The following is a 16,134-nucleotide window of genomic DNA, read 5'->3' on the forward strand; positions in this document are numbered from 1 at the left end:
AAAACAAAGAGGGTAGCCGCCATGGCTACCCTCTTTTGTTGCGCCACGTCCAGCCTCAATCGAGGTCCAGGTCACTGACCACATCCTCGTCGAGGTCAATATCCACTACGTCGAGGTCGTCATCGTCCGACGATGAGACAACCTTCTTGGGGCGTTTCGGTTGCTTGGGTTTTTCATCGGCTTCGGCAAGCAACGCCAGCTGTTCAGGCGTCAGCGCGCCGGGCTTGGGCGGCAACCCGGTTTCGATGCGAATGCGCGAATCAATTTCCGCCAGGATTTCGGGGTTTTCGCGCAAGAATTGTTTGGCGTTTTCGCGCCCTTGCCCCAGGCGGATATCGCCGTAGCTGTAATACGCGCCCCGCTTGGTCACAATGTCCAGCTCGGTCGCCACATCCAGCACATCGCCTTCCACGCTGATGCCTTCATTGTAGAGAATATCGAATTCGGCTTCGCGGAAGGGCGGGGCAACCTTGTTCTTCTTGATTTTGACCTTGGTGCGGTTGCCGATAATCTCGCCCCCCTGCTTGATGGCTTCTTTGCGGCGAATATCCATGCGCACCGAGGCGTAGAATTTGAGCGCGTTCCCGCCCGTTGTCGTTTCAGGGTTGCCAAAAAGCACGCCAATTTTCATGCGAATCTGGTTGGTGAAGATGACCGCCGTGTTGGACTTCTTGATAGCCCCCGCCAGTTTGCGCAGCGCCTGGCTCATCAAACGGGCTTGCAACCCCACATGGCTATCGCCCATGTCGCCTTCGATTTCGGCGCGCGGCACCAACGCCGCCACCGAGTCAATGACGATGACATCCACCGCGCCACTGCGCACCAGGGCTTCGGCAATTTCGAGCGCCTGCTCGCCCGTATCCGGCTGGGCGATGTAGAGATTGGCGACATCCACGCCACACTTGGCGGCGTAGGCGGGGTCGAGGGCGTGCTCCACGTCAATGAAGGCGGCCACGCCCCCCATCTTCTGGGCTTCGGCGATGATGTGCTGACAGAGCGTCGTCTTCCCGCTGGATTCGGGACCGTAAATTTCGGTAATTCGCCCGCGAGGCACTCCACCAATGCCCAGTGCGAGGTCAAGCGCAATTGAGCCGGTGGGAATCGCTTCGATTTCCATGTCGGGGGCTTCCCCCAATTTCATGATAGCGCCATCGCCAAAGCGCTTTTTGAGTTGCGCCAGCGTGGCTTCGAGGGCTTGTTCGCGGCCTTCCGGTTTCTTCGCCATGCGTTCACTCCTTTTGTCGCTCAAACTTGTCTTCACAATTGTAAGCCGCAGTGTTGCAGGCATTCTATCACAGATGTTGGCGGCGGGCAAACCTGCCGCAAAGCGGCTTCACATTTGTAAGTGTACAGCATAGGTGCGACAGATGTGAGGCGCGGAGAAGGGGAACTTTATCAAAAGGTGGTTTCTAGGAAGAGCGTGGGGGGGCATGTTCCATCTTCCACAAACCGCGCACTTTCCACCAATGCCAGCCGGCTCTCGGTAAAGAAGGGAAAAAGCGGGAAGACATGCGGCATGCCTTGCCAGACGCGCAGGCAGGCGGTTCCCCCCGCTTGCTGAACCTTTTGCGCCAGGCGCGCCGCATCGTCAAACAAAATTTCTTCCGTGCCGACATGAATGAGCAGCGGCGGCAATCCGCCCAGGTCTGCAAAGAGGGGTGAAATGAGCGGATGGTCACGCGGCGTATCGCCGGCATAGGCGCGCGCACACCGCTCCAAAAAAGCGGGCGTGAGAATGGGGTCGCGGTGGGCGCGCTCGCGCAGAGACGCCCCCGACAACGTTGCATCCACCCAGGGCGAAAACAGCACCGCGCCGGCGACGGGCGCCGCGCCTTCATCACGCGCACGCACCAGCGCCGCCACCACCAACCCGCCCCCGGCGGAATCCCCCGCCAGCCAGAGCGGACGCGCCCCCTGCGCCGCCAGCCACTGCAACGCCGCCACGGTGTCGTCCAGCGCCGCGGGGAAGGGGTGTTCGGGCGCCAGGCGGTAATCCAGCGCGAACAGGCGCATGCGCACCGTTTGCGCCAGCCCGCCCGTCAGCACGCGGTGCGTGCGGGGGCTTCCCACCACGTAGCCCCCGCCATGCACGTAGAGCATCACCCCCTCGCGGGGCGTCGGCGGTTCTACCCACTCGCCGGGCAAAGGCGCATCCACCGCCGGCGTGATACGCACGCCACGCGGGGGGCGGTTCCACCGTGTTTGTCGCGCTTCCCGCCGACGAATGGCGGCAATATCTTCGCGCACCATGGAGCGCGTCATCAGCCGCAACAAAACGCGCGTGAGCCAATTCATCGCCGCCTCGCTCAGGTCAGGGTGTCTTCATCTTCGCCCGGATACCGCACGCCCCAACGGGCGCGCAGCGTATCCATGAGCGCCAGCAGGCGCTGGCTCTCGTCAAGCGGCATACGTGGGCTTTCGGTCAAGCCGGCGCGCAAACATGCGTGCACTTCGGCAATCTCGTACCCGTAGCCATGGTCGGGGTGGGGGAACGTGCAGGTGAGCGGCGGCTCGCCGTAGCGTTCAAGCGTCACCTGTTCGGGGTGAAAAAACGGCGCATGCAGGTGGATACGCCCTTCATCGCCCACAATCCACGCCTCTTGCGGTTTTTCCACCGCCACACTACTGCTCAACAGCGCCAGCGATTCAGGATAGATGAGCATGAGCGCATTGGTCGCGTCAACGCCTGTTGGCGCCAGCAAAGCGTTGCCCTGCACCTCATCGGGAAACCCCAACAGCATCGTCGCCAGCGACAACGGATAAATGCCCACATCCAATAACGCGCCGCCGCCAAGCGCGGGGTTGTAAAGCCGGCTGTGGGGGTCGAATGGGGCATGAAAACAAAAATCCGCCTGGATGAGCCGCACCGTGCCCAACACCCCCGAACGCACCCAGTCGTGCGCTTGCTGAATCGCCGGGAAGAAGCGCATCCAGACCGCTTCCATCAGGAAGAGCCCCTTTTCACGTGCGAGCGCAATACAGTCCGCCGCTTGTCGGGCGTTCAGCGTCAACGGTTTTTCACACAACACATGTTTGCCCGCTTCGAGGCAGAGGCGAATGTTGTCGGCGTGCAGGCTATGCGGCGTGGCAATGTACACAATCTCCACATCTGGGTCGGCGACAAGGTCTTCGTAGCGACCATACCGGCGCGGGATGCCCCAACGTTCCCCAAATCGGTCGGCGGCTTCCTGTGAGCGGGAAGCCACCGCGACCAATTCGGCGTCCTCCGCGGCACACAAATCAGCCGCCATCGTCGCGGCAATGCGCCCTGTGGCAAGAATGCCCCAACGAAATGCGGTTGGCATCTGCTTGTCCTTTCAGTTCTCAATTGGTGACTGCACTGTGCGCAGTCTATCAGCAAATAAGGCCACGAAGCAAACAACGCAAAAAGAACATCGCGCCAGAAAATTGAGTTTCATTTTATATGGTTTTAATTCTAAAATAAAACCGAGTGCAAATGTACTCATAAAGTGAGTACGCGCGTACCTATGCAAGCAAGATTCTTTTTTGTAAACTGTTGTGTGCCAGACATCTGGAATAACAAGGCGGTCGGCACACGAGTACACTCCGCTGAACAACCATCCGGGCGAATATGGCCCCATTCCAACAGATACCACACAACCTGTAACGTCATAAGGAGGAATCCCCATGCGCAATCGCGTCTTCATCTTCCTGAGCCTACTCATCATGCTCACCACGGCATGCCGCACCACTGAAACATCTTCCTCCCGTTCAGATGCCCCACCAACGCAAACACCCCTGTCCCAAGAAGCCTATCCTCCACCGGTGTTGCCTGAACAACAACTTGCCCAGGCTGCACCACCAACAACACCTCTTCCGACACCCACGATCCCCCCAACTGAAACGCCACCGCCTATGGCGACCCCACGCCCTTTACTGCTTGACCTGCCGCAAACATTCAATTCAGCCACACAAGAGTGGCTCTCCTATGAAAATCGCGAGTTGGGCATTCGCTTCCAATATCCACCCGACTATCCAGAAATTCGCATTCAAACTCAGAAGGATGAAGTCCTTTTGGATATTTTCCGCAAACAACAACGTCCGGACGGCGTGCCAAGCGAAGAATATTTCGTCAGCTTGTCATTGATACGCGATAAACACGTTTCGCAACATATGGAAACACCACAAGCAGTATTTGATTGGCTACAATCCTCATCATTTTCAGAACATGTTGGTGGTCGCATGCGTGTTGTTAAACCGCTTAAATTTAAGCAGTGGGATTACGCTTGGTACTTGCTGTGGGAACCCTTGTGGTTCGATTGGAATCAACCCGTTCATACAGTAATGCTTGTCAAAGGTCATCTTGTTGTTCTGGTGAGTATTGGTGATTTGACATACGGCAACGTCGCAAGCGATGAATTGTGGCAACAGCAAATGTACTTCCTGCAAACGGTAGAGCCGCTTCAATAAAAACAAAACGCCCCCCTCGCGCACCAACGGGGGGGGCGTTGCGCCTACTCAGGCATACAATCGTAGAGCTGCACACGACCGGGTGGGCGATTACCTGGACTTGCAATGCCCCCCTCAACCGGTCGGCACGTTGTATCGAGCCAGGTTGCAATATCAGCACGCGTGCGCCCACTCACCACTACATACCGCAAATCGCCGCACGCCACCATCTGCGCGATATCCTCCGCATCCACCACGGGGTCGCCGCCGTTGAAGCCTCCCATATAGAGCACCGGTTGCCCTGTGGACAGCACAAGCGGCGCTCCAATCTGTGCATCCGACACAGCAATCAGGTATGACGTACCTGGCGGGTTCGCCTGTAAAAAGTCCAGCAGTATGTCGGCTGCACCTTCTTGGGTGGGATCGCCTCCCGGTCTCATTTCATCAATAGGGGAATAGGCGGTTGGTAACGCTGTGTTGGGCGTCGGGTCAAAGGTCGTCAACCCCGTCCACACGGCGGGCACCCAGAGCATGGCAAGGAGCGTCAGCACGGCACTTGCACGCCCTTGATGCCACCAGCCAAGCCCAGCCGCCATGATAAGCAACAGCACAGGCACATACAACCACCCCGCCTGCATGCCCTCCTGGCGAGCAATGAAAAGATGAAACGCCACCACACCACTCCCCGCCAGCAAAAGCCCCACACGTGCCCCAACGTGCTCCAGACGCCGCCAAAACCATGCAAAGGTAGCCCCCACAAGCGCCGCAAGCGGCGGCGTCAGCATTATCGTGTAATACGCGTGAAAAATGCCTTCAATACGACTGAAAAAGACCCAACACGTGAGCAACCACCCCCCCCATAACACCAAAGCGCGGTGTGTCGCCTGCAAAGGCACATGCCAGCGCGAAGCCCCCAACAGCACCACTCCCAGCAACGCAAACGGCAACAACCACGACATCTGCTTTGCCAGCGGCTGAACAAAGAATCGCTCAACACCCGGCGAGCCTGTTTCGTTGGCAAAGGGTGTTCCACCTGGTTGCCCATCAGGTTGACCGCCAGGCGGGACGCCATCATTCACGCGGGCGTCTGGTGGCGCACCGGGGCGAGGCGCCTGCGGGCGCGCGCCCGCAGGCGGCGCGCTATTCGCGGCGTCTCCCGTACTCACCTGACGCGGATTCAAAAGGCGCGCTAACCCATTATGCCCGATAATGAGTTCCATCACAGTGTTGTTCGTGCTACTTCCCACATAGGGGCGGTTTTCGGGCGGCGTCATATCAACCGCCAGCGGCCACGCAAGCCCAATCAGCATAATGACAATGGTGGCGATACCTAAGTGCTTGATTTTGGTGCGCCACGCTTCACGAGACCCCAATGCATAAAGCGCGTAAAAGGCGGGAAGCGGCAAAAACGCCTGCAACATTTTGATTTCAAACCCCAGCCCAACCAGCACACCACCCAACACCACCCAACGCAAACGCCCGCTTTCGGTCGCTTTCAAAAACGCCCACGCTGCCAGCAACAGCGTGAACGTGAGCATGCCATCCATCGTGTTGTTGCGGTTCGTCGCGACGAAGATGGGCGTGAGGGTCAATGTCAGCGCGGCCACAAGCCCTGCGCCTTCCCCGAAAGAGCGTTTGACAAGCGCATAGAGTAACGGCACGCTCAACACACCAGCCAAAATGTTGGGTAAGACCACAACCCAGCCATGCACGCCCAATATCCACGCAAACGCGGCTTCAATCCACAAGCCAAGTGGGGGTTTATCTACCGTCACAGAGGCGCCAGGTTCAGCCGCGACAAAGAAAAAATTATGCCACGATTGCAACATACTTTTGACAGCGGCTGTGTAGTAGCGGTTTGCATCGCCAATGGCTTGCAGGTTTGCCAGATGCAAAAAAAGCGCCGCCCCCATGATGGCAATCAACGCCAGGTGCGCCCATGGTATCGAAACGAGACCCTCATAGCGCCAACCGCGCTTCAGTTCTGTATGCGCCTTCACCTGCTGCATAGCGTGTACCTTTTCCTCTCCTTGTTGTCTGGTTTTCATTCCTGTTGTACTTCATAAATGTGCAGAACATGTGCAGAAACAATGAAACTCCCATGCAAAGCAAAACGGCCTCCTTTGCAGGAGACCGTTTCCCAGAAGGAAGGAAAGGAGGAGAAGTATGCCGCTTCCGGCTGGCTAGCCTGCCAAGACGTTGCCCGCCTCCAACGCCTCGGTGGTCTTGTCCACGATATCCAAACGGGCGCGCAAGCGAATATCCGCCGCCGAGCGCCCCACCAGCACCTCAAACGCGCCAGGCTCCACAACCCACGCTCCGCGCTTGTCATCGTAAAACGCAAACGCATCCGGGCGCAGGTGAATGGTCACGGTGCGCGTTTCACCCGGTTCCAGCGTCACTTTGGCAAAGCCCTTCAACTCTTTGGGCGGGCGCGGCAGGCTGGACTCGACATCGTGCAGGTACACCTGCACCACCTCTTGCCCACGGCGCGCCCCTTGGTTCGTGATGGTGACATGCACATCCACTCCTTCACCCACGCGCACCTGGTCGGCCGCCAATTCCAGCGCGTCATACGAGAATGTGGTGTACGAAAGCCCATGCCCAAACGGGAAAAGCGGCTCGATTTCTTTCTTGTCATAGTAGCGGTAGCCCACGTAGAGCCGTTCGCCGTAGTAGACGCGCCCATTCTCGCCGGGGTAGTTGATATACGCGGGCGAATCTTGCAAGCGTTTGGGGAAAGTTGTCGGCAAGCGCCCGCCTGGGTCGGCTTCGCCAAAGAGCACGTCGGTAATCGCGTTCCCCATCTCTTGCCCCAGATACCAGACCTGCAAGACGGCTTTCACCTTGTCCAGCCAGGGCATGTGCACCGGCGACCCCGCATTGACAATGACAATGGTGTTCGGGTTCGCTTCGGCAACCCGCGCCACGAGTTCGTTTTGTTCGCCCGGCAAATCCATGCTCTCGCGGTCGCTGCCCTCACTCTCCCATTCGGGCGTCAAGCCCACAAACACAACGGCGGCGTCGGCTTCACGCGCAAGGGCGACGGCTTCGCCAATGGGGTCGGCGGGTTGCGGCGGCAACACGCCCAGGCGAATGGTGCGCCAGCGCCCACCCGGCACCACTGCAAAATCCACGCGGAAGGGGTATTCCCGCCCCGCTTCCAATTCCAGCGTGACTTCTTCCTGCCGCCAGGGCACGCTCACCATGCCGTCGAAGTTTTGCGGTTGCTCTTCGGGAATGTACTCCCACCAATCCAAAAGCGTTTTGCCGTCGAACTCGAACCGACCACGCCCGACCGTTGCCATGGAGAACGTGTACGTCCCACTCACCGGCGGCGTCCATGTGCCGCTCATGGTGAGCGAGAAAGAACGCAAATCGAATTCGGAAATTTGTTCGCCAAACCAAGCCAGTTGCGTCCCTTCGGCGAGGAACACTTTGGACGGTTCGCCTTCCAATTCGGTGTTATCATACTGGCGCACCGTCACCTTGCCCGGCGTGCCGTCCTCAGCACGCAACCCGCGCGTGTCGAGCAAGGGGAAATTGCGGTAGAACGCCGGTCCCAGAGCATACGTCATCTGGAACGCCTCGCCATACCGTTCGCGCATGGCATCGAGCGGTTGCACCACATAATGAGGGTTCACTTCGGAACTCCCGCCCCCCTGGAACGACACCTCAGTCGCCGGGCGACCAATCACCGCCAGGCGCGGGAAGCGCGACGCATCCAGCGGGAGCACGTTGTCCTCGTTCTTCAACAGCACAATGGCTTCGCGTCCGGCGCGGCGGATAATCTCATGGTGGCGTGGGTTGTCCACCGAACGCTCTTCCTTCGGCGCGGAGTCTTCAAACGCGCCCACACGCTCCAGTGTGCGCAACAGCCGGCGCACTTTGTCGTCAATATCCGCTTCGGTGATTTCGCCCCGCTCCAGGGCGGCGCGCACCTTTTCAGGCGCCATCCAGCGCCCAGGTCCCGGCATCTCCAAATCGAGCCGCTCCAAGGGAACCCGGTCGCTGTATGTGCCATACCAGTCGGAAAGCGCGAGACCGTCAAACCCCCATTCGTCTTTGAGAATGTCAAAGAGGTGGCTGTTTTCGCTCGCATATACCCCGTTGACGCGGTTGTACGCCGTCATCAACGTCCAGACACCGGCTTCCTGCACCGCGGCTTTGAAAGGCGGCAGGTAGATTTCTCGCAACGTGCGCTCATCAACTTCCGCACTGATCGAAAAGCGCTCAAATTCCTGGTCGTTGCACACATAGTGCTTGATACACGCCCCAACCCCCTGGCTCTGCACGCCCTGAATGTACGCCACCGCCATGCGCGCCATCAAGTAGGGGTCTTCGGCAAAGCATTCAAAATTGCGCCCCGCCAGCGGGTGGCGGTGCATGTTGACCGTCGGACCAAGCAAGACGTGGGCGCCCTTTGTCTTGACTTCTTCGGCCAGGGCTTCACCAATTTCACGCACAAGGTCGGGGTTCCAGGTGGCGCCCATGGCTGTTCCCACGGGGAAACTGGCCGACGTTTGGCTGCGGGTGTCTTTTTGCGTGCCGCGCACGCCATTCGGACCATCGGTCACTTTGAGGGCGGGAATGCCCAGGCGAGGAATGGCGTGGGTGTGCCAGGTATCCGCCCCGGCCAACAGTTTGATTTTTTCATCGAGTGTGAGTGATTGCAACAAGGTTTCAACTCGGTCTTGCATACGCGCCCCCTTCAAGAAGTCATTTTGGCTGTGTTGCCCACGTCTTCCAACACCACATCAAACAGATGCACCTGCTCCGTGGGAAGCATGTGCAAAATGGCTCGTGAGATACGCCCCTGCTCATGGGAAAGCGGCTTCCCGTTGAGCATGACCGACTGCACGCGATACCGCTCCGGCGGCAGACGTTGCGGGTTGTGATACCGCACGCGCAACCGCCACTGCGAAAAGCGTGTTTCGATTTCCGCGTTCCCCTGCTCATCAAACTGTTCGGGAAGCAATTGCGGGTCGAACAGCAAATCCCCCCACACGCCCCGCACACCATACGCCCACTGGATGAGCGTCATCACGTACCAACTGGCAGACCCCGTGAGCCACGGATACATGCCCCGCCCACGCGGGTCCACATACTCCGGTATGCCGGGGTACATGCGGCTGACGGGGAAAGCCTGCGCGTGGCGGTACAGGCGTTCGAGGACACGCCACGCCGCCGCCGCACGCCGCCGCCGATAGAGGGCGTTGGCGAACATCACCGCCATATGGCTGAACATGGCGCCGTTTTCCTTGTGCCCAAATGCAAAGCCAAAAGCACGCCCCAAATCGAGTTTGACTTCGTGGAAGTTGGTGTTGAGCCGATAGCCCCCCACCGCTTCATCCCATAAGTAGCGGTCGGCGGACGCCAGCGCGCCATCCACCTGCGCCTCATCCGCCACGCCCCCCATGAGCGTGAAGACTTGCCCGGTCAACGTCATGCGCACGTGGTCTGGCCAACGCCCTTCGACGCGCCGACCGTGGTCGTCGTAGTAGCCGTTGAACCAGCCATCGCCATCCGCTATCCACTCCTGCGTGCGAATACGCTCCGCCAGCGCCGCACTCATGGCGCGCAAACGCGCCGCCAGGTCTTCCGCCGCAACAGCGATTTTGCGCCCGCTGACGGTGCGGCTCACGCGGTCAAAATAGGCGGTCAGGCGCGCCCGTTTGGCGGCCGGGGACTCATCGTCCAGGGGTTGCAGGAGCGGCAACAGTTCTTCCAGCAGGTCGAAATGCGTATGCCCGCGCGCCGCCAGGGCGTCCACCAGTTCCGCCAATTGGCGCAGGTTCCAGGCATACATCGCCGAAAAGGCAACGCTTTCGCCCCGTTCACGCGCCATATCCAGCCCATCGTTCCAGTCTGCGCCTTCCAGCAGAATCATGCCATGCTCGCCGACGTGATGCCACGCCGTCAAATGCTGGACGAGCAAATGTTCCAGCACCGAACCACGCACCACATTGCCCGCCGCATCGCGTTGCAGGGTGCCCTGCTCCGGTTGCCACGTTTCATCCAGACGGCGCGCACGATGGGTGAACGCATCTTTGAAATAGACTTGTTCGCGCAGGAGAAAATCGAGGTCGCCGCTCTGGTCAATGTAGAGCCGCACGGTCAACAAAGGCCATGCGCCGTGGTCCATCCAGACGCGCGGAATGTTATTGCGGTCGGCTTTGAATTCGCCCGGCCGATGCCCAATAATCGTGGCATTCGAGCCGTCGAGGCGCACACCGGCAAAGTGCGCCAGCAAGTCGTCGGCCACTTCTTCCCCTTCCAGCAAGAGGAGCGTCAGCACATCTTGCCAGAGGTCGCGCCAGCCGCGCCCGCCGCGCCCATAGTCGTGATAGGGCAGAAAACTGTTGCCGAAAAGCCGCCGCAATGTGGGCTGAACCGCCACCCAGCGCACCCAAAGGTTGAACCGTTCCTCAGGGGTATGCAGGCGCAGGGCGTCCACACGCGCCGACCAATAGGCGCGCGTGCGTTCCAAGCACTCGGCAACCAGTTGCGGGCGACCAAACCGTTCGATAAGCGCCTGCGGCGTGGTGGTTTCATCATCCCAGACCGCCAAAATGAACACCCAGGTGCGCGTTTCACCCGGCGCAAGCACCACCGGCGCAAAACGCAGCGCGCCAATGGCTTCGTTGCCTTCGTCAGTGTCGCCCACGGTGTGCGTCGGCGGCAGGTTTTGCACCACCGCCTGCGGCCAATCGAGCGTGCCGCCTTCGCCGATGAAATCGCTCAACCGGGGGAAGAAGCCTTGCGGCGGCGCGCCGTTTTCATCAACGCCCAGCACGGCATAGGTGGTTGTGTTGGGCGTATGCCCGCGCTCATCAAAGGACATGGTGGGGCGCACCACCACGCCGTAGCGGTCGCACACCACACGGTGGAGCAAAGCCGTCACATGGCGATGGTCGCGCAGGTTGTCGGCGGAACGCCCAAAAATGGGCACCGCGCCGGTGGGCGTCAGCCGCATGGGCGTTTCGCCGCTGTTGGTCAGCGAGACGCGCATCAGTTCAACGCGGTCATCGCCGGCGGGGACGAAGTTGAGAATTTCGGCGCGCAACGGGAGCCGCCCGCTTTCACGCACCACCTTGTGCCAGAGCAAGCCGGCTTCAACAGTGACGCGGTCGGCGTGCGCCGTCCAGCGGTCGGCAATCTGGCGGGCGCTGTTCCCCGCCACCGACCAGGGTCCATGCCCTTCAACGAAAAACCAGACATCGCGCGGCGAGCGCGTGTTGTGCAAGTCTTCCACGGAAACGGGCAGGGTGAGAAAATGGTGCTGGTCAATTTTGCTATCACCGTGCAGGGTCGGCGTGATGGCCGACATCATGCCCGCCTCGTTGACCAGCGGAAAGTAGAGATAGCTCGTTTGGTCAGCGTTTTCGAGCCGAAATGTGCCGTTTGTATCCACAAAGTGCCACGTCATCGAGTGCTATGCTCCTCTCTCAGAATACACATTCAATGCGGGCGATTTCGCCCTGGCGCACCCGCTCCGCCCAAGGCGGGGGGACATCTTCCGCTTCGATGACGATGGGGCGCGCTGTGTCCGTTCCTTCCTGCGCCCGCGGGTGCAAGACGATACGCCGCGGCACGCCGGGGAAGAGGTCGCGGCGGGCGGGGTTGTGCAGCACAACCGGAATGCGCCCCAGGAAGGTGAACTCGAAGCGCCCATCGTCGGTGAAAAGCCAGCCGGGCAGCGCCGGACGCAGGCGCAGGGTCAAGCCGTCGTCGGTCATCACGAAGGGCTGCGGACCGGCGGTCATCAGCGTCCACATGTGCAGAAATTCGGCGGTCGCGCCGCTCAGGCGGGCGACGAAGCCGCGCCCGTGCAAGGTGCGGTCGGGGTGCGCCGTGCTCACCAAAAAGGAACTGTTTTCAAAGGGGCTGCGCCCATATTGCGCCGGGTCGCGGAAGGGAATCAAGCCGGTGCGGGCGATGGCAAAAAATTCTGCGTACAGCCCCTGTTTGAGCAGTTCCAGCAGGTACTTGTAGTGCATGTGCAGCCAGATGCTCTCGTTTTCGAGCCAGCCCGGCGGGAAGGCGCGCGCCCGCCCGATTTCGTAGGATTCGTTTTGCAGGCTGGCGTTGACCTTGAACATGCCCAGCGGCGCATCCCAGAGCGGACCGCCCAGCATGCGCGCGTGCAAGGCGCGGGCGTCATCCGGCGAGAGCACTTTCATGGCGCGCACCGCCCCTTCCAGGAAGGGGGGCAGGGGATGGGGGCGCATGGCGCGCGGCCAGACGTAGGGGCGCCCCTGCTCGTCGCGACGGGGCGCGCCGTCGGCGTCGGTTTGCACGTCGTAATCGGTCACATCCCACGCGAAGTAGGTCACCGGCAGGTCGCCGCCCCACTGTTGGGCGCGGGCAATGCCGGCTTCCAGGTCGGTCGCCCAGCGGTCGAGAATGGCGCGCCATTCGGCGGCGGAACGCGCCACCAGACGCCCCGACACGCCCAGGCGCGTGCGCTCGCGGTAGGTTTCGCGGGCGGTGTTGCAGGCGTCCCAACGCGCCAGCCCTGCGTCGGGCGGGGTGTCGAGCGCCGCCAGCGTCGCGGTGAGCAAGGCGTCGGCTTCTTCGGGCAGGCGCAGGTCGGCGTCGGTCTCTGCCAGGGCGTTCTGCAAGAAGCGCACCAGCCGCAAAAGTTCGTAGGTTTCGGGCATGGATGAACCGAGCAAGCCCGGCAAGCCGTTCAGCGCGTCGTACCAGCCAGGTTTGCCGGCTTCCATTTCGACGCCCATGCCCAGCGGGTCGCGGCTGTTGAATTTGAGCAGGGCGAGCAAGAGCAGTTTTTCCACCACGCGCAGGGTGAAGAGGTCACCCCGCCCCTGTTGCGTGCGCACCCAGGAACCATGTTCCGCCAGCAAACGCGCTTTTTCGGCGTCGTTGTGCGCGACAGCGTGATACTGGCGCACGCCTTTCTCGGTCAGCACATAGCGGTCGCGACGTGGGCGCACCAGCGCCGGGCTGTTGTAGAAAGGCACCTCGCGCGCAAACAGCGTTTCAGTCAGGCGGTCGGGATAGATGGCGGCAAACGATTCGACCAGGTCGAGCAGGTAGGTCCAGTGGTCAACCCAAAAGCCTTCGCCAAAGGCGGCTTGCGTTTGCGCTTCGGCTTGCGAGACCGCCAGCAGCATGAAGTCGTGGGGGGGCATATCCAGCGGCACGGCGTGCAGTTCCAGCGCCCGCAAGAGACGCCCCGGCGTGAAGGGTTCCGCCAGCAAGGGGCGCAACCGATCGGGCGCGGTGGTGTGCGCCAGCAAGCGCGCGATGGCGTCTTCGGCAAGGTGGAAGGTCAGCCCCTGAATGACCAGCGGGTTGTAGCCGTCGGTCTGAATCAGGCTGAGGAAGAGCCGCAGGTTGAAGTCATCCACGCGCGGCTCGAACCAGACATCCATGCGGCGGTTTTGCGCCACATCGCGGAAGTTGCCGTTGCCCTGCGAGTAGTATTCAGCAGCAACCACGAAGTCGTTGTAATCGCGTTCCAGGTCGCCATGTTTGCGCGAATAGACGTGATAGACGTGCCCGCCGGGCAGCACCAGCGGCCAGCCCCCGCGGAGCAGATTGTCGAGGAACGTCTGGCGGACGTAGCCGTCGAAGCGGGCGTCGCCGCTCTGCGTGGCGATGGGCGCGGTGAGTGCGTCGCCCAGGTCGTGCGCGGCGCGGGCTTGCGCGTCCAGGAAGGCGGCGTCGCGCAACTGCGGCACAAAGCCGGCCAGCGCCTGGCGGTCGTCGCTATGCCCGAAAACAGCGACCAGCGTGGTCTGTTCTCCCGGCGGCAGGGTGCAGTGGGTGGCAAAGAGCGCCGCGGGCGTCTTGCCGACGGTGGCTTGTTCGCTCGCCAGCAGGGTATCCAGCGGTTGCTCCCAAAAGGCGATGGGCTGCTGCAAGGTGTCGTCCCAGGCAAAGACGCGCTCCGGGTCCACCAGCACGGGCAAGGGGTGCGCGCCGTCGGCGTCGAAACGGGTGGCAAGCGCAAAGTGCCCGGCGACGATTTCGCGCACTTCCGCCACATCTTCGGCAGACGCTCGCAAGCGGTAGAAGGGCACGCCGTCGGCGTGGTCTTCCACCTGCATCCAGGCTTCGATGGTGCGGCTGATGAACTTCAACGCGCCGTTATCCGCGCCAAAGGGAACCACTTGCGGCAAGCCGTCCAGCCATTCGATGGTGAGCGGACGGTTGCCGGTGTTGTGCAGGGTGATACGGCGCACCAGCCCCGCCAGGGGCAGGTTGGTAAGCGTGGTGTAGTCCACGCGAATGCGCAGCCCCAAAGCGGGGTGGTGTTCTTCCAGCCGCAGGCTGTTCAAGCCAATGTGCATGGTACGCGCTTCCGCCCCACGCGACCAGGGGGCGAAAGGTTCGTAGCAGCGGGTTTGTTCGCCGTTGTGCAGTTTGAGGAACGTGCGAAACCCCACCAGCGGCGTCAGGCGGTACGCCTTGTTGGCGGGCTGAAATTCGAGCATGGCGCGGTCTTTGTTCACCACGCCAAAACTGGCAATGGCTTGCCCGCGGTTGACGTAGAAGACCCACATGGGCACGCCATGCACCCCGGCCACACCGGGCAGGAAACTGCTGAACGGCGGTCGGCGGTCGTAGGTTGTCATCGTGTAGGAGACGGCTTGGTTCATCATACACCCCGTTTGTCGGCAGGTTGTTGCGCCCGCCGAAATGAGAAGTGAATGCGTCAGCCTGCGCCACGTGGGACACAGGCTGACGCGCGCCGTTGGGTCACGCCGGCCAGATTTTGCGGCCACCCCCCGGCGGGACGATGGCGTCAATGGCTTTCAACGTTTCTTCGTCCAGCGGGGGCAGTTCGCCCGCATGAATGTTGGCTTCCACCTGGCGCACATTCTTGATGCCGGGAATCACCGTGCTGACCGCGGGATGCGCCAGCACAAATTGCAGCGCCAGTTGCGCCAGGGTGATGCCTTTGGCTTCCGCCAATGGGCGCAGTTTCTCGACAATTTGCAGGTCGTTCAGGAAAATCTGGTACTCGTCTTCGTTCTCGTGCCAGCGTTTGCGCCAGTCGTTTTCGGGGAAGCGGGTTTCGGGCGTGAATTTGCCGGTGAGAATGCCCATCGCCAGCGCCCCGCGCACAATCACACCGATGTTGTTTTCCAAACAGTAGGGGAAAATTTCGGCTTCGGGCGTGCGGTTGAGAATGCTGTAATCAATCTGCAAAGTGGCGCAGTTGCCGTCGTGGTTGAAGGCTTTCAGATACTCGAAATCGCTGGTGCTGACGCCGTAGGCGCGCACCTTGCCGTCGCGCTGCAAACGCTGGAAGCCTTCCAGGAAAATCTCCATGGTCGGGTCGCGGAAGTTGATGTGGCTCTGGATGACGTCGATGTAATCGGTTTGCAAGCGGCGCAGGTTGCTTTCGACGCCTTCAATCAGTTTCTCGACGGTGGTGTAAGCGGAACGCCCGGCCTCGCCGTCGAACCCCCACCAGCCAATTTTGGTGGCGACCACAAAGCGGTCGCGGCGTCCCTTCATCGCTTTGCCGAGCAGTTCCTCGCTGTGCCCCCAACCGTACACATCGGCGGTGTCGAAGAAGTTGACACCGTGATCAAGGGCGTAATCAATGGCGTCAAGGATGGCCTTGTCGTCGGTGGGCCCCCACATGTCGCCACCAGCCGCCCAGAGGCCAAACCCAATTTCGGAGACTTCGATACCGCTTTTGCCCAAGATGCGTGTTTTCATTGTTTCTTCCCTCCGTTGCGTGTT

Annotated in this window: 10 protein-coding genes; 2 read left to right on the top strand and 8 right to left on the bottom strand. The window is 60.9% G+C overall.

The window, feature by feature from the left end:
• Positions 1-55: 55 nt before the first annotated feature.
• Both recA and SE16_RS08450 read right to left on the bottom strand, forming a co-directional pair.
• Positions 56-1,225, bottom strand: coding sequence for a recombinase RecA (gene recA, locus SE16_RS08445; protein ID WP_082373734.1), 1,170 nt, complete (start codon positions 1,223-1,225; stop codon positions 56-58).
• 170 nt (positions 1,226-1,395) lie between these two features.
• Positions 1,396-2,262 carry an alpha/beta hydrolase gene (locus tag SE16_RS08450; protein ID WP_082382002.1) on the bottom strand — a complete coding sequence of 289 codons (867 nt, stop codon included), beginning with the start codon at positions 2,260-2,262 and terminating at the stop codon, positions 1,396-1,398.
• Between SE16_RS08450 and SE16_RS16730 the strand changes: the two genes are divergently transcribed.
• On the top strand, positions 2,165-2,374 hold the full coding sequence (locus SE16_RS16730) for a TetR/AcrR family transcriptional regulator C-terminal domain-containing protein (RefSeq protein ID WP_161804525.1): 210 nt from the start codon (positions 2,165-2,167) through the stop codon (positions 2,372-2,374). The genes SE16_RS08450 and SE16_RS16730 overlap by 98 nt on opposite strands.
• On the opposite strand, the gene SE16_RS08455 is transcribed toward SE16_RS16730, so the two are convergent.
• Complete coding sequence (locus SE16_RS08455) at positions 2,307-3,305, bottom strand: Gfo/Idh/MocA family protein (RefSeq protein WP_054492041.1); 999 nt, start codon at positions 3,303-3,305, stop codon at positions 2,307-2,309. The genes SE16_RS16730 and SE16_RS08455 overlap by 68 nt on opposite strands.
• 343 nt (positions 3,306-3,648) lie before the next feature.
• Between SE16_RS08455 and SE16_RS08460 the strand changes: the two genes are divergently transcribed.
• Positions 3,649-4,431 carry a hypothetical protein gene (locus SE16_RS08460; RefSeq protein ID WP_054492042.1) on the top strand — a complete coding sequence of 261 codons (783 nt, stop codon included), beginning with the start codon at positions 3,649-3,651 and terminating at the stop codon, positions 4,429-4,431.
• Positions 4,432-4,475: 44 nt separating this feature from the next.
• Here SE16_RS08460 and SE16_RS08465 read toward each other — a convergent pair whose 3' ends face one another.
• The 5 genes from SE16_RS08465 to SE16_RS08485 form a co-directional block, all read right to left on the bottom strand.
• Positions 4,476-6,419 carry a glycosyltransferase family 39 protein gene (locus SE16_RS08465; protein ID WP_054492043.1) on the bottom strand — a complete coding sequence of 648 codons (1,944 nt, stop codon included), beginning with the start codon at positions 6,417-6,419 and terminating at the stop codon, positions 4,476-4,478.
• 174 nt (positions 6,420-6,593) lie between these two features.
• A complete protein-coding gene (locus SE16_RS08470; RefSeq protein WP_054492044.1) occupies positions 6,594-9,110 on the bottom strand; it encodes a beta-glucosidase H in 2,517 nt (838 codons plus the stop codon).
• Positions 9,111-9,121: 11 nt separating this feature from the next.
• Positions 9,122-11,839, bottom strand: coding sequence for a GH36-type glycosyl hydrolase domain-containing protein (locus tag SE16_RS08475; protein WP_054492045.1), 2,718 nt, complete (start codon positions 11,837-11,839; stop codon positions 9,122-9,124).
• A 19-nt stretch (positions 11,840-11,858) separates the two neighbouring features.
• Complete coding sequence (locus SE16_RS08480) at positions 11,859-15,041, bottom strand: cellobiose phosphorylase (RefSeq protein WP_161804526.1); 3,183 nt, start codon at positions 15,039-15,041, stop codon at positions 11,859-11,861.
• A 97-nt stretch (positions 15,042-15,138) separates the two neighbouring features.
• The gene (locus tag SE16_RS08485) at positions 15,139-16,110 is read right to left on the bottom strand and encodes an aldo/keto reductase (protein WP_054492047.1); all 972 of its coding nucleotides are present in this window, start codon (positions 16,108-16,110) and stop codon (positions 15,139-15,141) included.
• Positions 16,111-16,134 lie beyond the last annotated feature (24 nt).

Origin of the sequence: Ardenticatena maritima, assembly GCF_001306175.1 — a bacterium.
Taxonomy (GTDB): domain Bacteria; phylum Chloroflexota; class Anaerolineae; order Ardenticatenales; family Ardenticatenaceae; genus Ardenticatena; species Ardenticatena maritima.